Here is a 15,382-nt window from a genome sequence, read left to right on the forward strand (position 1 = left end):
TAAAAAACATAGAGCCTTTAAAACCATAAAAACCACTGTCAATTTATGATTTATATCACAAAAATAGTATTAATATTTTGTCACTATATGCGCCATTCAAACAAAGCAAAAATATTTTGGAGATAAAAAAAATATGGTGGATTTCAATTCAGTTGAAAAAAAGCAGAATGAAACGGTTAAAGATAACATAGAAAGAGAATGGAACACGCAAAAGTTTTGGCCATACGGATGGTGGAAACTTATGGATAATTATAAAATTGGTGTGATTCCTTTACCGCTATTTATTATAGCGGGTATCTTAATTTTCGCTGAAGTTTTAGTAACAGGCAAACTACCAAGTGAAATCGTAGTGATGGTCGTTACTTGTGCCTTTTTTGGTTTTTTATGTGGCGAAATTGGTAAACGTTTGCCAATCGTTGGTAAAATGGGTGCAGCTGCAATTTGTGCAACCTTTATTCCTTCTGCTTTAGTCTATTATGGCATTCTACCTAAACCGGTTGTTGAAGCGACAACGAAGTTCTATAAAGATACTCACATTCTTTATTTATACATTTGTTGTATCATCGTTGGTAGTATCATGAACATGGATAAGAAAACCCTTATTCAAGGTTTCTTAAAAATCTTTGGTCCAATGGTTTGCGGTGAGATTGTCGGAATGCTTGTCGGTGTAGGTGTAGGTTATCTACTTGGTTTAACACCATTTGAAACATTCTTCTTCTTAGTATTACCTATCATGGCAGGTGGCGTTGGTGAAGGTGCAATCCCACTTTCAATTGGCTATGCTGCAATTTTAGGTATGGAACAAGGTGAAGCACTTGGCCGAGTATTACCAATTGTTATGTTAGGTGGTTTAACAGGTATTATTTGTGGTGGTGTTCTTAACCGTATTGGTAAAGCGTATCCACATTTAACCGGTAATGGTCGTTTATTACCAGCGGATGAAAACGATATTGCTGGCAGTAAAACAACTAAAGCTGATTCAGTTATTGATGTAACAACTTTTGCTTCAGGTGTATTATTAGCCGCTATTCTTTATATGGTTGGTATGATTGGTCATAAAGTAACAGGTATTCCTGCACCAGTAGGTATGTTATTTGCTGCAGTTCTTGTAAAATTAGTATCAGGTGTTTCACCAAAAGTATTAAGTGGTTCACAAGTGGTTTACAAGTTCTTCCAAACCTCTGTTACCTACCCAATCTTATTTGCTGTAGGTGTTGCAATCACACCTTGGGATAAAATTGTATCAGCCTTTACGTTAGTAAACTTGACAGTTATTGTGTGTACTGTTGTTAGTTTAGTTACCACTGGATTCTTTGTAGCTAAAAAATTAGGTATGTATCCGGTTGATGCAGCAGTAATCTCATGTTGTCAAAGTGGTCAAGGTGGAACAGGTGACGTTGCTATCTTAACTGCCGCTGAACGTATGGAATTAATGCCATTTGCTCAAATTGCTACCCGTATCGGTGGTGCGATCAATGTATCAGTATCATTACTCATTCTCGGCAATTTCTTAGTATAGTTTTAACATATTTAAGAGCAACCTTGGTTTATACTAAGGTTGTTCATTTTTATTTTGTATTTACAATCAACATAAACAGCTTTTAAGGAGTTTTCATGAAGCTTGTCAGTTATCTTGTCTCTGATCGAGCAAGTTTTGGTCTTCTCACTGAAAATGGCATTATTGATTTAAGAAAAAAATTAGACAATAAATACGTCGACTTAAAATCATTACTTGCAGACAAAGAAGGATTATCTATTGCCAAAACCTTTCTTGACGCACCATGTGACATTGATGAACAAGACATTACGTATTTACCAGTCATTCCAAATCCTAACAAAATTCTATGTGTAGGAATGAATTATGCAGAAAAACGAGCAGAATTTAATGAAACCAGTTCTGCGCCGACATTATTTGTTCGTTTTCCTGATTCACAAACTGGTCATAAAACCAATATTATTAAGCCTGCTATTACAAATGAGTTAGATTACGAAGGTGAATTAGCCATTGTTATTGGTAAATTTGGTTTTAGAATTAAGCAAGAAGATGCTTTATCACACGTAGCAGGTTACAGTTGTTACATGGATGGTTCTATTCGTGATTGGCAATATACTTGGTTTACAGCTGGTAAAAATTGGCCAAGTACTGGCGCATTTGGTCCAAATTTAACAACCACTGATGAAATTCCAGATCCGACTGTATTATCACTGACCACTTACCTAAATGGTCAACAAATGCAGCATGACTCAATTTCTAATTTGGTTCATACTGTACCTGAATTAATTGCATATATCAGTACCTTTACACATTTATCGCCGGGCGATGTTATCCTAACAGGATCACCAGGTGGGGTAGGTAAAAAACGTCATCCACCTGTGTTTATGCAAGATGGTGATAAAATAGAAGTAGAAATTACTAAAATCGGACGTCTAACTAACACTGTTGTTGCAGAAAAAAGGTAACATTATGTATGATTTAGCTGATTATGAAGTTATTGATATTTCGAAGTCAGAACAAGATTATCAAGCGATAAAACAGTTACTCGCGTTATCAGATCTTGACTTAGACTCTCAAGTGACCATTTTTACAGTAGCAAAAATTAACAGTAAAATTATTGCTTGTGCAGGTATGGACCGTGACATCATCAAATGTGTTGCTATTGATCCAGAATATCGAGGTAATCAGCTCAATTTAACCTTAATGGATCACACTATAAAATATGCCAACGAACAAGGCTATTTTCATCTATTTTTATATACAAAACCTGAAAATATTGATTTTTTTAAGGGATGCGGTTTTTATCCTATTGTTGAAATAACAAATCTTGTTGTGCTGATGGAAAACACCCCTGTTGGTATTCAACAGTACTGTAAACAACTTAGTAGCCTACAACAAGAAGGTAAAAAGATTGGTAGCATTGTGATGAATGCGAACCCTTTTACCAAAGGTCACCAATATCTTGTCGAATATGCGGCAAATCAATGTGACTGGTTGCATGTTTTTGTTGTCAATGAAAATGCCTCATTATTTTCATTTGAAACTCGAATAAAGTTAGTACAAGAAGGTACCAAACAGTTCAAGAATGTGACAGTCCATGCAAGTTCACCTTATATTATTTCAAGAGCAACATTCCCTACTTATTTTTTAAAAGATAAAGCGAAGATCAATTACGCTTATATGGGAATCGACCTGCTTATTTTTCGAAATTATATCGCCCCAGCGCTAAATATCAGCTACCGCTTCGTTGGAACTGAACCAAATGATGAAGTGACTAAAGCCTATAATGAAGCTATGCGCTATTGGCTTATGGATAATACGGTTAGCAATTCATCGCCAATTACTGTTGTTGAAATTGAGCGAAAAACCGAAGGCGATACGATTATATCGGCATCATTAGTTAGAAAATTATTAGCATCGGGGCAATATGAACAAATAAAACAGTTAGTTCCAACAACAACTTGGGACTATCTTTCAGCTAATTTGGATAAATTTAAAATTTAATACATTTTAAAAGGTAAAAAAATGAAAATACAAAAAGAAGCCATGGCTGGGACTCTCGAATCGAGTGATTTGTTAGTCAAAGTTATGCCAAATACAGGGATAGAAATTGTTATTAATAGTGATGTTAATAAACAATTCGGCGATCAAATTCGTGCAGTTGTCGATCAAACATTACGTGATCTGAATGTAACCGATGGCATGATAATTATCGATGATAAAGGTGCGCTAGATTGCGCGATTAAAGCAAGAATTCAATGTGCAGTATTACGCGGCGCTGAAGAAGAAAACTTAGATTGGAGTAAATTACTATGAAAAAATTACGTCGCAGTATGTTATTTCTTCCGGGCGCAAATGCAGCAATGTTATCAACATCTTTCGTATATAAACCAGATTCAATCATGTTTGACCTTGAAGATGCGGTTTCAATTAAAGAAAAAGATTCGGCTCGCTTATTAGTTGCACAAACATTATTACTACCTGTTTATAAAGAACATGGTATCGAAACGGTTGTAAGAATTAATGCGTTAGATACCCCATTTGGTTTAAAAGACCTTGAAGCTGTGGTACGTGCCGGTGTTGAAGTGGTTCGTTTACCAATGACAAACTCAGCAGAAGATATTCATGAACTTGAAGCACACGTTGAACGAATCGAAAAAGAGTGTGGTCGAGAAGTGGGTAGTACTAAGTTAATGGCAGCAATCGAATCTGCACAAGGTGTGGTTAATGCTGTTTCTATTGCTAAATCTTCTCCTCGTTTAATCGGTATTGCGCTAGCTGCATTTGACTATTTAGTTGACATGCAAACTGAGCGTGGTGATGGTACCGAACTGTTTTATGCTCGCTGTGCAGTTTTACATGCAGCACGTGTGGCAAAAATTGATGCCTTTGATGTGGTTTATTCCAATGTTAATGACGATGAAGGTTTCTTAAAAGAAGTTAGCCTAATTAAAAAACTAGGTTATAACGGTAAATCACTGATTAATCCAAGACAAATCGAATTACTACATAATGCATATGCGCCAACAGCTGCTGATGTTGAAAATGCTAAAAAAGTGGTTGAAGCAGCAGAAGAAGGAGAAAGAAAAGGCCTAGGCGTTATTTCTCTAAATGGCAAAATGATTGATGCACCGATTATTGAACGCGCTAGAAAAGTTATTGAGTTAGCAAAATATTCCGGTGTACGTAAAGAACTTTGATAGGATGACAAAATGACTACTTCTATAAACAAAAAAATTGATGATTTGCTTAAACAGCATCCCGATCTCAAGAATATTACGCCATTTATTGACGCGAATACAACCACTCCCTATTTAAAAGATGAGTCTAAATATACACGAAAATTATGTGATTCTATTGAACAAGCAATACACAAATGTGAATTACGTGACGGTATGACCATCTCTTTCCATCACGCATTTCGTGAAGGTGATAAGGTTATTAACAAAGTTGTCGAGACGATTAGTAAGTTAGGTATCAAAAACTTAACTTTAGCTTCAAGCTCATTGTTAAGCTGTAACTCAGCACTGATTCCACATATCGAGTCAGGCGTAATCACAAAAATTTATACGTCTGGTTTACGTGGTAAATTAGCTGATGCAATTTCACATGGTTTAATGCAAAACCCTGTCCATATCCATTCACATGGTGGACGAGTAAAACTTATCCAAAGTGGTGAAATTAATATTGATATCGCATTTTTAGCTGTTTCAACTGCTGATGAGCAAGGCAATGCGAATGGTGTATCGGGTAAATCACAATGTGGTGCGCTAGGTTATGCCATGGTTGATGCCCAATTTGCTAAAAAAGTGGTATTACTTACTGAAGACATCGTTGGTTATCCTAACCATCCTGCATCTATTCGCCAAGATCAAGTTGACTATATTGTGAAAGTTGATGAAGTTGGTGATCCAACTAAAATTAGCGTAGGGGCTGCACGTATTACCAGCAATCCACGTGAACTTATGATTGCACGTTACGCAGCTGATGTAATTGAGTATTCAGGTTATTTTAAAGATGGATTTTCTATCCAAACCGGTTCTGGTGCTTCTTCAACCGCGGCAACGCGATTTTTAGAAAATCGTATGCGCGCTAAAAATATCACTGCATCATTTGCATTAGGTGGTATCACAGCAAGTATTGTTGATTTGCATGAAAAAGGATTAGTAAAACGTTTATTAGATACACAAAGCTTTGATGGCGCAGCCGGTCAATCTTTAGGTAGAAATAAAGATCATATTGAAGTATCAACAAATGTCTATGCTAACCCTGCATCTAAAGGTGCAAGTGTTGATGAATTAGATATTGTTATCCTAAGTGCACTAGAAATTGACCTTGATTACAACGTTAATGTGTTAACGGGTTCTGATGGCGTGATGCGTGGCGCATCAGGTGGGCACTGTGATACAGCAGCCGGTGCAAACTTAACCATTATTGTTGCACCATTAATTCGTAGCCGTATTCCTACAGTCATTAAAAAAGTCACCACTATTGTAACGCCAGGTGAAAGTGTTGATGTACTTGTAACCGATCATGGTATTGCGGTTAATCCTGCTCGTCCTGAAATAGCAGAACGTTTAAAAGCAGCAAATTTACCGGTCATGACCATTGAAGAGCTATATCAACGTGCTGTTTCATTAACAGGTGAACCAAAACCAATTGAATTTGAAGATAAAATTGTGGGTATTGTTCACTTCCGTGATGGTTCAGTCATTGATGTTGTTCGTCAAGTTAAAGATTAATTTATCACTTTATAGCATGACATCTAACGATGTCATGCTTTTCAATTATGACTAATATATTATTGAAATTCGATGATGGTACGCCAGTTAACCTTGAACAGATGTTATTGGCCAAAGAACAACGAGTCGAGCATCAGCGTAACGCAATTAAGTGTTACCCTTTTCCACTTATTTCGCTTAGTTTAGTCATTCCTGGTCCAATAAAAAAGAGTACTGGCACTAAGGTATTGTTTAAAGAAGCGATAACCGCTATTCACCATTTATTAGCAAAAAATATGCTTCAAATTATACATGAAGAGCAATTCTGTGCGTTAACAGGTTATGAAGCAATAATTTCAGTCGAATGCTCAAGTGATCAATTAAAACAGCTTTGTATCGAAATTGAAAACAATCATCCATTAGGTCGATTATGGGATATCGATGTTATTGATGCGAAAACTGAGCAAAGTGTTTCACGTACGCAATTAGGACATCAATCCAGACAATGTTTGGTATGTCAAGATATGGCTAAAGTATGTGGTCGAAGCAGAAAACATACTGTTGATGACATGCTTGCTGCTATCGAAAAAATGACGAATGACTATTTTAATTTAGCGAGTTAAGTCACCAAACTTAGCGCTATTAATCGCAATGGGAATAATGAAAATAATAATTTGTCATCATCCCCATATCATCTAAAAAATAGTTTAAATAACCGATAATGCTTGCTGTAAATCAGCTAATAAATCATCTACCTCTTCTAACCCTACTGAAATACGCAATAACTGGTCTGAAATACCAGCAGTTTTACGCGCTTCTGCACTTATTCCAGAATGCGTCATCGTTGCAGGGTGGCAAATTAAGCTTTCGACACCGCCTAATGATTGCGCTAAGGTAAAAATATTGAGTGCCTTTAAAAATTTTGGCATAACCTCTGCTTGACCTGCAAGTTCAAAACTTAACAGTGAACCAAAGCCTTTTTGTTGTTTTTTGGCTATGTCATGTCCAAGGTTACTCGATAAAGAAGGATGATAAACTTTTGCAACTTTAGGATGATTAACTAAGAATTCCACTACTTTTTGCGCATTATCTTGTTGTAATTTCACTCGAGCAGCTAAAGTACGTAAACCACGCAATAACAGGTAACTATCAAATGATGAAGTCAAGGTACCAATATTGTTTGCCCACCATAACACATCTGTTGCAAGTTGTTGATCCTTAAACACCAAAATTCCTGCCAATAAATCAGAATGGCCATTTAAAAATTTAGTGCAAGAATGGGTGACAATGTCGGCACCAAGTTCTAAAGGTTTTTGCAAAATAGGCGTCATAAAAGTATTATCAACCAAAACAATAGCACCGGCTTGATGCGCTTGACGAGTAATGTCTTGAATATCCACCACGCGTAATAATGGATTACTTGGTGATTCAATTAAAACTAATTTAGGCCCTAAACTCAATGCTTGTTTTAATGCAATAGGATCGGATTGATCGACAAATTTAGTTTTAAAATAACCTCGCTCACTCAAACTATTAAAAAGACGATAACTGCCACCGTAACAATCGTGAGGTGCCACAACTAAATCATTGGGGGTTAATAATGCAACACTAACCAAATGAATAGCTGACATACCACAATTAGTCAAAATTGCATCTGCCCCACCCTCTAACTTAGCAACAGTTTGTTCTACTAATCGCCGACTTGGATTAGATTTACGTGCGTAATCAAATTGTCTTGGTGTAGCGAACTCTTGATAGCGGTAACAAGTTGAAGGGGTAATCACTGGAACAACACTTCCATATTGATCATCAGTATTTAATCCACCACGAACAGCAATTGTTCCTTGGCTTAAATTTCTTGATTGGCTAGCCATAATATCATCCTAAAACGTTTATTTATTATTAGATACCTTTTGTATAAGAATAGCACAATAAATAAAGCCGTCAACATGTCTAGACGTCTAACTGTCTCGATGTGTAGATTGCAGTTATTAAAAAAAAACGATAAAATTATCCACATTAATTGTAATGTAATACTGGTGAACAATGATGGAATGGAATGGCGAATATATAAGCCCTTATGCAGAGCATGGTAAGAAAAGTGAGCAAGTAAAAAAAATTACAGTGTCAATTCCGTTAAAAGTCCTAAAAATATTAACTGATGAACGTACTCGCCGACAGGTAAATAATTTACGCCATGCCACAAATAGTGAATTATTATGTGAAGCCTTTTTGCATGCCTACACTGGTCAACCTTTACCTTGTGATGAGGATTTACAAAAAGATCGTGAAGATGTTATTCCAATGCAAGCTCAAAAAATAATGCGTAATTTAGGCATTGATCCCAGCTTAATCGATGAATAAAATGAAATTCCAAGCATAGTAAAAACAAAAAGGCGCATTAAGCGCCTTTTTTGATAATTATTCATTACAATCTTATTTTTTGCCGCCAACCATAGCAAAACGTTGTTTGAATTTATCTACACGTCCACCAGTTGCAACATCACGTTGTTTACCAGTGTAGAATGGATGGCATTCACCACATACGTCAAGATGAATATCGTGACCAATAGTTGAATGTGTTTTGATCACATTACCGCATGAACAAGTTGCTGTAATGGCTGTATATTGAGGATGGATACCTTCTTTCATAATAAACCTCTTAAGTTTGTTCGTATCGCTATATAGATGGCTAAAAGCAAAATCTAAACACCATACGAGTGTTAAAAAAACATGATAAGGGCGCAAATTATACGCCCTATAGTGGCTATAATCAAGTAACAAAATAGTTAAACGGGTAATTGACCTATTGTCACTTGAAGTTCAACTCTTTCTCCATTACGTAATACAATAATGGGGATTGTTGTGCCCGGTTTCAACTCTGCAATTCTATCCATTGTTTCAACAATGGATTTGACCGGTTTATTATCGACCATAATCAAAATATCATTAGCTTGAACACCTGCTTGTAATGACGGCCCTTCCGCATTAGTCACCAAAATGCCTAATACAACCGGTGGATCACTCGGATTTTGAGTCGGGGCAAACTCTAACCCATCAATACCGATATAGCCCCGAATCACTTTACCGTCTTGAATTAATTTATTCATAATTTTAACAGCTAAAGCGGTAGGAATAGCAAAACCGATACCTTCAGGCACTTCATTACCTAGATTTTTAGCAAAGGTTAAGGTATTAATACCGACTAATTCACCTTTACTATTAACTAAGGCCCCCCCTGAATTACCATGGTTAATTGATGCATCGGTTTGAATAAAGTTTTGTCTTCGATAAGGACTTAATCCATCACGACCTGTCGCACTAATAATACCTTGGGTGATCGTTTGCCCAATATTATAAGGATTACCAATGGCGAGAACCACATCACCTATTTTAGGCTCGCGATTAGGATTAATAGGTATAGTTGGAATATTACTTGCGTCAATCTTTAATACCGCAATATCAACAAGTTTATCAGTGCCAACCGATAAAGCTTCAAATATTCGACCATCTTGTAAAGCGACAATAATTTGTTCTGCACCATCCACCACATGATAATTGGTAATAATATAGCCATGGTCGCTCATGATCACACCCGAACCCAATGGCGTAATTGCACTATCTTGAGGTTGTTTGGGCAGAGAATTAATAGAGCGACTATAAATATTAACTACCGCTGGTGCAGCAACTTTTACCGCATCGGAATAACTCATGGGATCATTATTAAAAATCGATCTTGGAAAATTTGACTGAGTTCCATTGCGCAAGGATGGAAAGATAATTAATAATACAATCGCTAAAACCGCACCAATCAACATTGGCCATAAAAATTTTTTAAGCATTATCAGAGGTATCTAGATAAGAATGAATAGTGATGATTTTATCATATCTAATGGCAGGTTAGAATTTTAGTTTTCGCCGATAATGCTATCGGCGACATGTAGCTAACGCATTAATTAGCGTAAAATAAGATAAAGCTGGCTATCACCACGCACAATATTTAAAGCAATAGCAGATGGTTTACTATCAATAATTTTACGTAAATCAGCAATATTATTGATTCTTTCTTTATTTACGCCAGTAATAAGGTCGCCCTCTTGTAAACTTAATCGTGATGCTGGCGAATTTTTAGCAATACTTTCGATTAATACACCTTTTTTACCTTTAATATCACCATTGCTTAATGTTGCACCTTCAAGAGCAGGATGCAATGATTTCGCTTCAGTTGAAGATTCATCACTATTTTTTAGTGTAACATCCACTGTCATCTCTTTACCATCACGAATCAAACCTAATTTTACGGTTCGACCAGCGCCAGTAGTGGCAATTTTAGCGCGTAATTCGGCAAAACTATCAACTGGTTTGCCATCCATTGATATAATGACATCACCCGATTTTATACCCGCATCTTTAGCGGCGGAATCATCAATCACTTCACTTACAAAGGCACCTTTTTGCACGTCAAGATCGAAAGCTTTGGCGATATCCGAGGTTAACTCATTACCTTTAATACCAAGTACACCACGCTTAACTTCACCGTATTCAATAAGTTGAGACGTCAAGTTTTTTACCATATTACTTGGAATTGCAAAACCAATACCCACATTGCCACCACTAGGCGCAATAATTGCAGTATTAATGCCAACTAATTCACCGTTTAAATTCACTAATGCACCGCCTGAATTACCACGATTAATTGAAGCATCGGTTTGTATGAAGTTCTCAAAACCATTCATATTAAGCCCACTACGCGCTAAGGCTGAAATAATACCAGAAGTAACAGTTTGACCAATTCCAAATGGGTTACCAATGGCGACCACAAAATCACCTACGCGCATTTTATCTGAATCGGCTAATTTAATGGCAGTTAATTTTTTAGCATCTTCAACCTTTAGTAGCGCGATATCACTTTGCGGATCTTTACCTATTAATTTTGCTTTATATTCATGACCATCATTCAATACCACTGTAATGGTATCGGCATTATCAATCACATGATTATTGGTGACAATATAGCCTTTATCAGCATCAATAATCACACCCGATCCTTGACCGGTAAAGGATCTTGATTGGCTATCTGGATAACCAAAAAATCGTCTAAATTCTTCCGGAATATTAGTTTGCATTTGTGCTGTACCTTCTACCTTAATACTAACGACAGAAGGTAATACCGTTTCTAACATAGGCGCTAAACTAGGTTGTGATGCGTTATCTCCTGTTGAAATGGCAGGGAGAGTAGCATAGGCATTGGGTAACCCTGATAAGACCATACCTAACGTTAATGCAATTGCACTAAATAATTTTTTTGGTTTTGGTAAAGAATTATTAATCATAAAACACTCTCGTTTTTAACAATTGATTTTTTTACATTAATGTTCCGCCAGATAACACTGGCGAAAAGAGTTAGAGCTAGTTAAGATTTATTTTCGTCTGTTTTAAATAAACCAGAAGGGTTATCAGAATAGTCTTTAGGTTGCTTTTCAAGTGTGATTTCTGTTTTGATATCCGCATCTTTATTCATATCTAAAGCGATAGCTGTGATATCGTCATCAGACGAGAATTTACCTGAATTTTCAGCCATATGTTGATAAAGGCGACGGAACTCTTTAGCCATATTATCTAATATTTCTGCACTGTGTGAGAAGTGTTTAACAATAGTCTGTTTTTGTGTTTTAAGCTCTTCTTGTGTCTGTTCAAGTTCACGTTTTACTTTTGCAAACTCACGACCTTTTTTACTAAACATATTAGTTAAAATAAACCCGATAATAAAACCAATTACTACACCAATCGCCAGATAAATCATCATCTGTTTATCCATATTTCACTCCTTGTATTTATTTTGTTCTAGTATATACATTATCGTTCAATTGTTTTACTTATTTTGCATGGTTAGCAAGTTTAATCAATTGTTTTTTTAATTTATCGGGTGCACTTTCCGCTAAACTATACAAGTATGTCGCACTCTGTGTACTTAATATGCGGCTTGCATTGGCACTTTTCAATGCATTGTCACGCATTATTGAGGACCCAACTAACAGGTCGGGATTAATTTTAAATTGAATAGAAGATAAAGACGGTAAAACTTTTTTACGTATACCCGATAGCAAATGATTTTGCTCATATTTTAATCGAGTTAACCAACTAGCTGAACTCACCTCTAAAATTAGCACACCTTGGCGATAATTCGCAATTCTATAATGCTGTTGTAGTGGAGAAGGCAATAACTCATTAATCACATCCGCTAATTTAGCTAATGCAACTGTTCTTTCTTTTATCTCAGATAACCAAGATTGTTGTGACAAAATCGACGGTAATATTTGTGGCTGGTTATAACGCATCTATTATGTTTATCCTTGCTTCTTAATGTCACGTTAACATTGTATATAAAATACAACAGTAAATAATTTACCTTATTTCATAAAAAATGTCCTGCTATAAAAATACATTTACAGTTTTTTAAATCTTTATTAAGACATAATAGAAAATAAATTTCAAAATAAGGTGACTTTCATTAAGATTAAAATTTATGTTCTGAATTTTTTATATTCCAGAATCATAATACGCTTGCATCAGTTAAATTAACTCGTTGATACAACAGAGTAAAATCAAATGTTATTAATCCTAATAAAAGCCCCAATAAATTGAAAATTTATGTTTTAATTCACATTTAAGTGTTAATTATTTATACACTTTAAAAGTGTTGTTATAAAGCATAGTGTAAGTAAGTGCATTAGCTTATTGCACTTAAATTAACCTTATTTATTGGCTCATCGTTAATATAAAGTGTACGCAATTCTCCTTTTGGTAAGGTAATGACCAGCTCTTGCCAAGCTGGAATATAACTTCCATTTGCTTTTAAACGAAGATCAATTCGATCATTAGTCGACACTAACTGCCAATTGATCCATAATCCAACACCATTTTGATAAGCATAGCTTTCACCATCATCTTCAAAAAAACAACCTTGAGATGTATGAATACCTTTCGCTGGGAAAACTTTAAATTCTCGATAATCATCGAGTTTATGATTCACATAAGCTAGGCGTTTTGAAACAGGAATAACCGAACCTGCTTTAACTAACAATGGAAATGACTCTAATGGTGCCGGTAAAGTGATTGACTGTTTACCACTAAACCACTGATGAGAATGGTAACAATACCAGCCAACTTGATTGTCAGGTAAATAAACGACTCGCTGACGTTGTCCTGGTTCAACAATACTTGCCACTAATAAATCCTGACCAATCATAAAATCATCAGTTTCAACAAACGTCTGTAAATCATGTTCATGATCTAAAAATGTTGGTCTTAACATTGGTTCATCATGTTGATGGGCTTGCCAGAGTAAATTATAAAAATAAGGTAATAATTGATATCGAAGGCAAATTGTATCGCGAATAATCGGCGTAACTTCTTGATACATCCACGGTTCATTGACTGTATGATCATCATTCCAAGAATGAATGGTAAAACGGGGATGCATAATGCCGTTTTGTACCCAACGTACAAATAATTCTGCGTCCGGTTTATCACCCGAAAAACCACCGACATCATGCCCGACATTATAAAGACCAGACAAACTCATGCCTAAACCCATACGTATATTGTATTTAAGCGTCTGCCAACTGGTACGATTATCTCCCGACCATGTTTGCACATAGCGTTGAATACCTGCACAACCTGAACGAGAAATTAAATAAGGACGAATAGTTGGGTTATAGCTCTGTTGTGCTTCCATTGAAGCTCTAGACATAAGTAAAGGCATAACTGGACGAATATGTTTTATCGCAATCTCCTGACCAAAGCCATGACAACGAGCCTCACCGTCCCACACTTCAAACTCATTATTATCATTCCATGTCGAGTCGATTCCCATCTCTAAAAGCTGCTCAGTAACGTTTTGTCTCCACCAATTATAGGCTTGTGGATTGGTGAAATCTAAGTGAGAGCCTTCATCATCCCAAAACATTGAACGTTCAGGTGCGTCACTTTCCGAATCTTTAATAAATAATCCTTTATCAGCCACTTCTTTATATTTAGGATGATCTTGTAACAAACAAGGTTTAATATTGGCTGCAATTTTTAAACCCGCAGCATGGTAAGATTGCGTAAACGCTTTTGGATCGGGGAATTTATCATAGTTCCAATTAAACACATATCGTTTACCATTAATCGATGTATATCCCGAAGAGAGTTGAAATGAATCACAAGCAATACCATGCTCTTGACACAAATCAATAAAGTTTTGCATTTGTTCTTGCGCGTTAGGGGCATCGGTATAAAACATTGTAGAACCACTATACCCTAGACTCCATTTAGGACCAAAAAAAGTTTTACCTGTCAGTTTAATAAAAGACTTCGTCACATCGATAATTTTAGGACCTAAAAAGACATAAAAATCGATGTCACCCGCTTCAGCCTGATAACGACGATATGGCAGATGATAATTGTCATGTTCTGTCCCTAAATCGATCCAACAACTACTTAAATTATCATAAAACAGTCCAAAACTGACTTGATTACGATGCGTAATGGTAAACGGAATATGCTTATAGAGCGGATCGGTATTTTTAGCATTATACCCCATGGCATCAAGATTACGCATTTCAAAACGACGACCTGCACGATTAAGATCCCCCGCTTTATCACCCAAACCATAGTATTGTTCATCTTGATACCTTCGTTGGTAATGTGCAATACCATCACCATGCGGGTTTATCAGATATGCACTGGTACTTCTATCTTCAACCAGAAGCTCCCATTGTTGATTTTTGTTCTTATACTCCCACTTTAACGATAGTGGTTGCTTAATTGTCACACGTAAATGTTGTGTGCTGACTGTTATTTGATTATCTGAATGTGATAATTGATATGTTGGCAGTGAAAAACCTTCGGTACTTAACCTATCGCGTCCCTCTAATGGTACATCACCATTCGGCGCAATACTCCAAGTTCTGTCTAATGATAAACTATCCTGTCGCTTAATTAGAACACGAAACATTCTTTCTTCTAACACGTATAAGCAAAAGCAGTATTTTGCATCCACTAAAAGTTCAATACAGTTACTTTGCTCTTTTTTAAATATCCATTTTTTTAACGTTTTCATCAGACAACCTCTTAATTGGTATCAATTTATTTAAAACATTCAACAACACAGTTAGTCAAA

Annotated in this window: 14 protein-coding genes and 1 pseudogene; 8 read left to right on the forward strand and 7 right to left on the reverse strand. The window is 36.1% G+C overall.

What is annotated here, in order from left to right:
- Positions 1-229: 229 nt before the first annotated feature.
- From J3U66_RS05730 to citX, 7 genes and pseudogenes are all read left to right on the forward strand, one after another.
- Positions 230-1,519, forward strand: a pseudogene (locus J3U66_RS05730) (2-hydroxycarboxylate transporter family protein); the annotation flags it as partial.
- Between the two features lie 95 nt (positions 1,520-1,614).
- Positions 1,615-2,460: a fumarylacetoacetate hydrolase family protein gene (locus J3U66_RS05735; protein ID WP_267333714.1), complete on the forward strand. Its 846-nt coding sequence runs from the start codon at positions 1,615-1,617 to the stop codon at positions 2,458-2,460.
- Between the two features lie 4 nt (positions 2,461-2,464).
- On the forward strand, positions 2,465-3,499 hold the full coding sequence (citC, locus tag J3U66_RS05740) for a [citrate (pro-3S)-lyase] ligase (protein WP_267343631.1): 1,035 nt from the start codon (positions 2,465-2,467) through the stop codon (positions 3,497-3,499).
- A gap of 21 nt (positions 3,500-3,520) precedes the next feature.
- Positions 3,521-3,811 carry a citrate lyase acyl carrier protein gene (gene citD, locus J3U66_RS05745; RefSeq protein WP_065634739.1) on the forward strand — a complete coding sequence of 97 codons (291 nt, stop codon included), beginning with the start codon at positions 3,521-3,523 and terminating at the stop codon, positions 3,809-3,811.
- Positions 3,808-4,695, forward strand: coding sequence for a citrate (pro-3S)-lyase subunit beta (gene citE, locus J3U66_RS05750; protein WP_267343632.1), 888 nt, complete (start codon positions 3,808-3,810; stop codon positions 4,693-4,695). The genes citD and citE overlap by 4 nt, the downstream gene beginning before the upstream one ends.
- 12 nt (positions 4,696-4,707) lie before the next feature.
- Positions 4,708-6,237, forward strand: coding sequence for a citrate lyase subunit alpha (citF, locus tag J3U66_RS05755; RefSeq protein ID WP_267348336.1), 1,530 nt, complete (start codon positions 4,708-4,710; stop codon positions 6,235-6,237).
- Between the two features lie 47 nt (positions 6,238-6,284).
- The gene (citX, locus tag J3U66_RS05760) at positions 6,285-6,839 is read left to right on the forward strand and encodes a citrate lyase holo-[acyl-carrier protein] synthase (protein WP_267333718.1); all 555 of its coding nucleotides are present in this window, start codon (positions 6,285-6,287) and stop codon (positions 6,837-6,839) included.
- Positions 6,840-6,923: 84 nt separating this feature from the next.
- Here citX and metB read toward each other — a convergent pair whose 3' ends face one another.
- Positions 6,924-8,090: a cystathionine gamma-synthase gene (gene metB / locus J3U66_RS05765; RefSeq protein WP_267348337.1), complete on the reverse strand. Its 1,167-nt coding sequence runs from the start codon at positions 8,088-8,090 to the stop codon at positions 6,924-6,926.
- A gap of 172 nt (positions 8,091-8,262) precedes the next feature.
- Between metB and metJ the strand changes: the two genes are divergently transcribed.
- Positions 8,263-8,580 (forward strand): met regulon transcriptional regulator MetJ, encoded by a 318-nt coding sequence (gene metJ / locus J3U66_RS05770; RefSeq protein WP_267333720.1) that lies wholly within the window; start codon positions 8,263-8,265, stop codon positions 8,578-8,580.
- A 72-nt stretch (positions 8,581-8,652) separates the two neighbouring features.
- Here the strand turns inward: metJ and rpmE are convergent, their stop codons facing one another.
- The 6 genes from rpmE to J3U66_RS05800 form a co-directional block, all read right to left on the reverse strand.
- The gene (gene rpmE / locus J3U66_RS05775) at positions 8,653-8,868 is read right to left on the reverse strand and encodes a 50S ribosomal protein L31 (RefSeq protein WP_065634733.1); all 216 of its coding nucleotides are present in this window, start codon (positions 8,866-8,868) and stop codon (positions 8,653-8,655) included.
- A 137-nt stretch (positions 8,869-9,005) separates the two neighbouring features.
- Positions 9,006-10,058: an outer membrane-stress sensor serine endopeptidase DegS gene (degS, locus tag J3U66_RS05780; protein WP_267333721.1), complete on the reverse strand. Its 1,053-nt coding sequence runs from the start codon at positions 10,056-10,058 to the stop codon at positions 9,006-9,008.
- Positions 10,059-10,172: 114 nt separating this feature from the next.
- Positions 10,173-11,549 carry a Do family serine endopeptidase gene (locus J3U66_RS05785; RefSeq protein ID WP_323849430.1) on the reverse strand — a complete coding sequence of 459 codons (1,377 nt, stop codon included), beginning with the start codon at positions 11,547-11,549 and terminating at the stop codon, positions 10,173-10,175.
- An 80-nt stretch (positions 11,550-11,629) separates the two neighbouring features.
- The gene (locus J3U66_RS05790; protein ID WP_267333722.1) at positions 11,630-12,034 is read right to left on the reverse strand and encodes a YhcB family protein; all 405 of its coding nucleotides are present in this window, start codon (positions 12,032-12,034) and stop codon (positions 11,630-11,632) included.
- A 58-nt stretch (positions 12,035-12,092) separates the two neighbouring features.
- Positions 12,093-12,554 (reverse strand): DUF721 domain-containing protein, encoded by a 462-nt coding sequence (locus J3U66_RS05795; RefSeq protein WP_267343635.1) that lies wholly within the window; start codon positions 12,552-12,554, stop codon positions 12,093-12,095.
- A 392-nt stretch (positions 12,555-12,946) separates the two neighbouring features.
- On the reverse strand, positions 12,947-15,322 hold the full coding sequence (locus tag J3U66_RS05800) for a glycoside hydrolase family 31 protein (protein WP_267348338.1): 2,376 nt from the start codon (positions 15,320-15,322) through the stop codon (positions 12,947-12,949).
- Positions 15,323-15,382 lie beyond the last annotated feature (60 nt).

This window comes from Gilliamella sp. B2969, from assembly GCF_026536195.1.
GTDB lineage: Bacteria > Pseudomonadota > Gammaproteobacteria > Enterobacterales > Orbaceae > Gilliamella.

Excerpts from the sequence above, each read along its gene's own strand:
- J3U66_RS05735 (WP_267333714.1), top strand. The coding sequence starts at position 1,615 with ATGAAGCTTGTCAGTTATCTTGTCTCTGATCGAGCAAGTTTTGGTCTT.
- citC (WP_267343631.1), top strand. The coding sequence starts at position 2,465 with ATGTATGATTTAGCTGATTATGAAGTTATTGATATTTCGAAGTCAGAA.
- citD (WP_065634739.1), top strand. The coding sequence starts at position 3,521 with ATGAAAATACAAAAAGAAGCCATGGCTGGGACTCTCGAATCGAGTGAT.
- citE (WP_267343632.1), top strand. The coding sequence starts at position 3,808 with ATGAAAAAATTACGTCGCAGTATGTTATTTCTTCCGGGCGCAAATGCA.
- citF (WP_267348336.1), top strand. The coding sequence starts at position 4,708 with ATGACTACTTCTATAAACAAAAAAATTGATGATTTGCTTAAACAGCAT.
- citX (WP_267333718.1), top strand. The coding sequence starts at position 6,285 with ATGACTAATATATTATTGAAATTCGATGATGGTACGCCAGTTAACCTT.
- metB (WP_267348337.1), bottom strand. The coding sequence starts at position 8,090 with ATGGCTAGCCAATCAAGAAATTTAAGCCAAGGAACAATTGCTGTTCGT.
- metJ (WP_267333720.1), top strand. The coding sequence starts at position 8,263 with ATGATGGAATGGAATGGCGAATATATAAGCCCTTATGCAGAGCATGGT.
- rpmE (WP_065634733.1), bottom strand. The coding sequence starts at position 8,868 with ATGAAAGAAGGTATCCATCCTCAATATACAGCCATTACAGCAACTTGT.
- degS (WP_267333721.1), bottom strand. The coding sequence starts at position 10,058 with ATGCTTAAAAAATTTTTATGGCCAATGTTGATTGGTGCGGTTTTAGCG.
- J3U66_RS05785 (WP_323849430.1), bottom strand. The coding sequence starts at position 11,549 with ATGATTAATAATTCTTTACCAAAACCAAAAAAATTATTTAGTGCAATT.
- J3U66_RS05790 (WP_267333722.1), bottom strand. The coding sequence starts at position 12,034 with ATGGATAAACAGATGATGATTTATCTGGCGATTGGTGTAGTAATTGGT.
- J3U66_RS05795 (WP_267343635.1), bottom strand. The coding sequence starts at position 12,554 with ATGCGTTATAACCAGCCACAAATATTACCGTCGATTTTGTCACAACAA.
- J3U66_RS05800 (WP_267348338.1), bottom strand. The coding sequence starts at position 15,322 with ATGAAAACGTTAAAAAAATGGATATTTAAAAAAGAGCAAAGTAACTGT.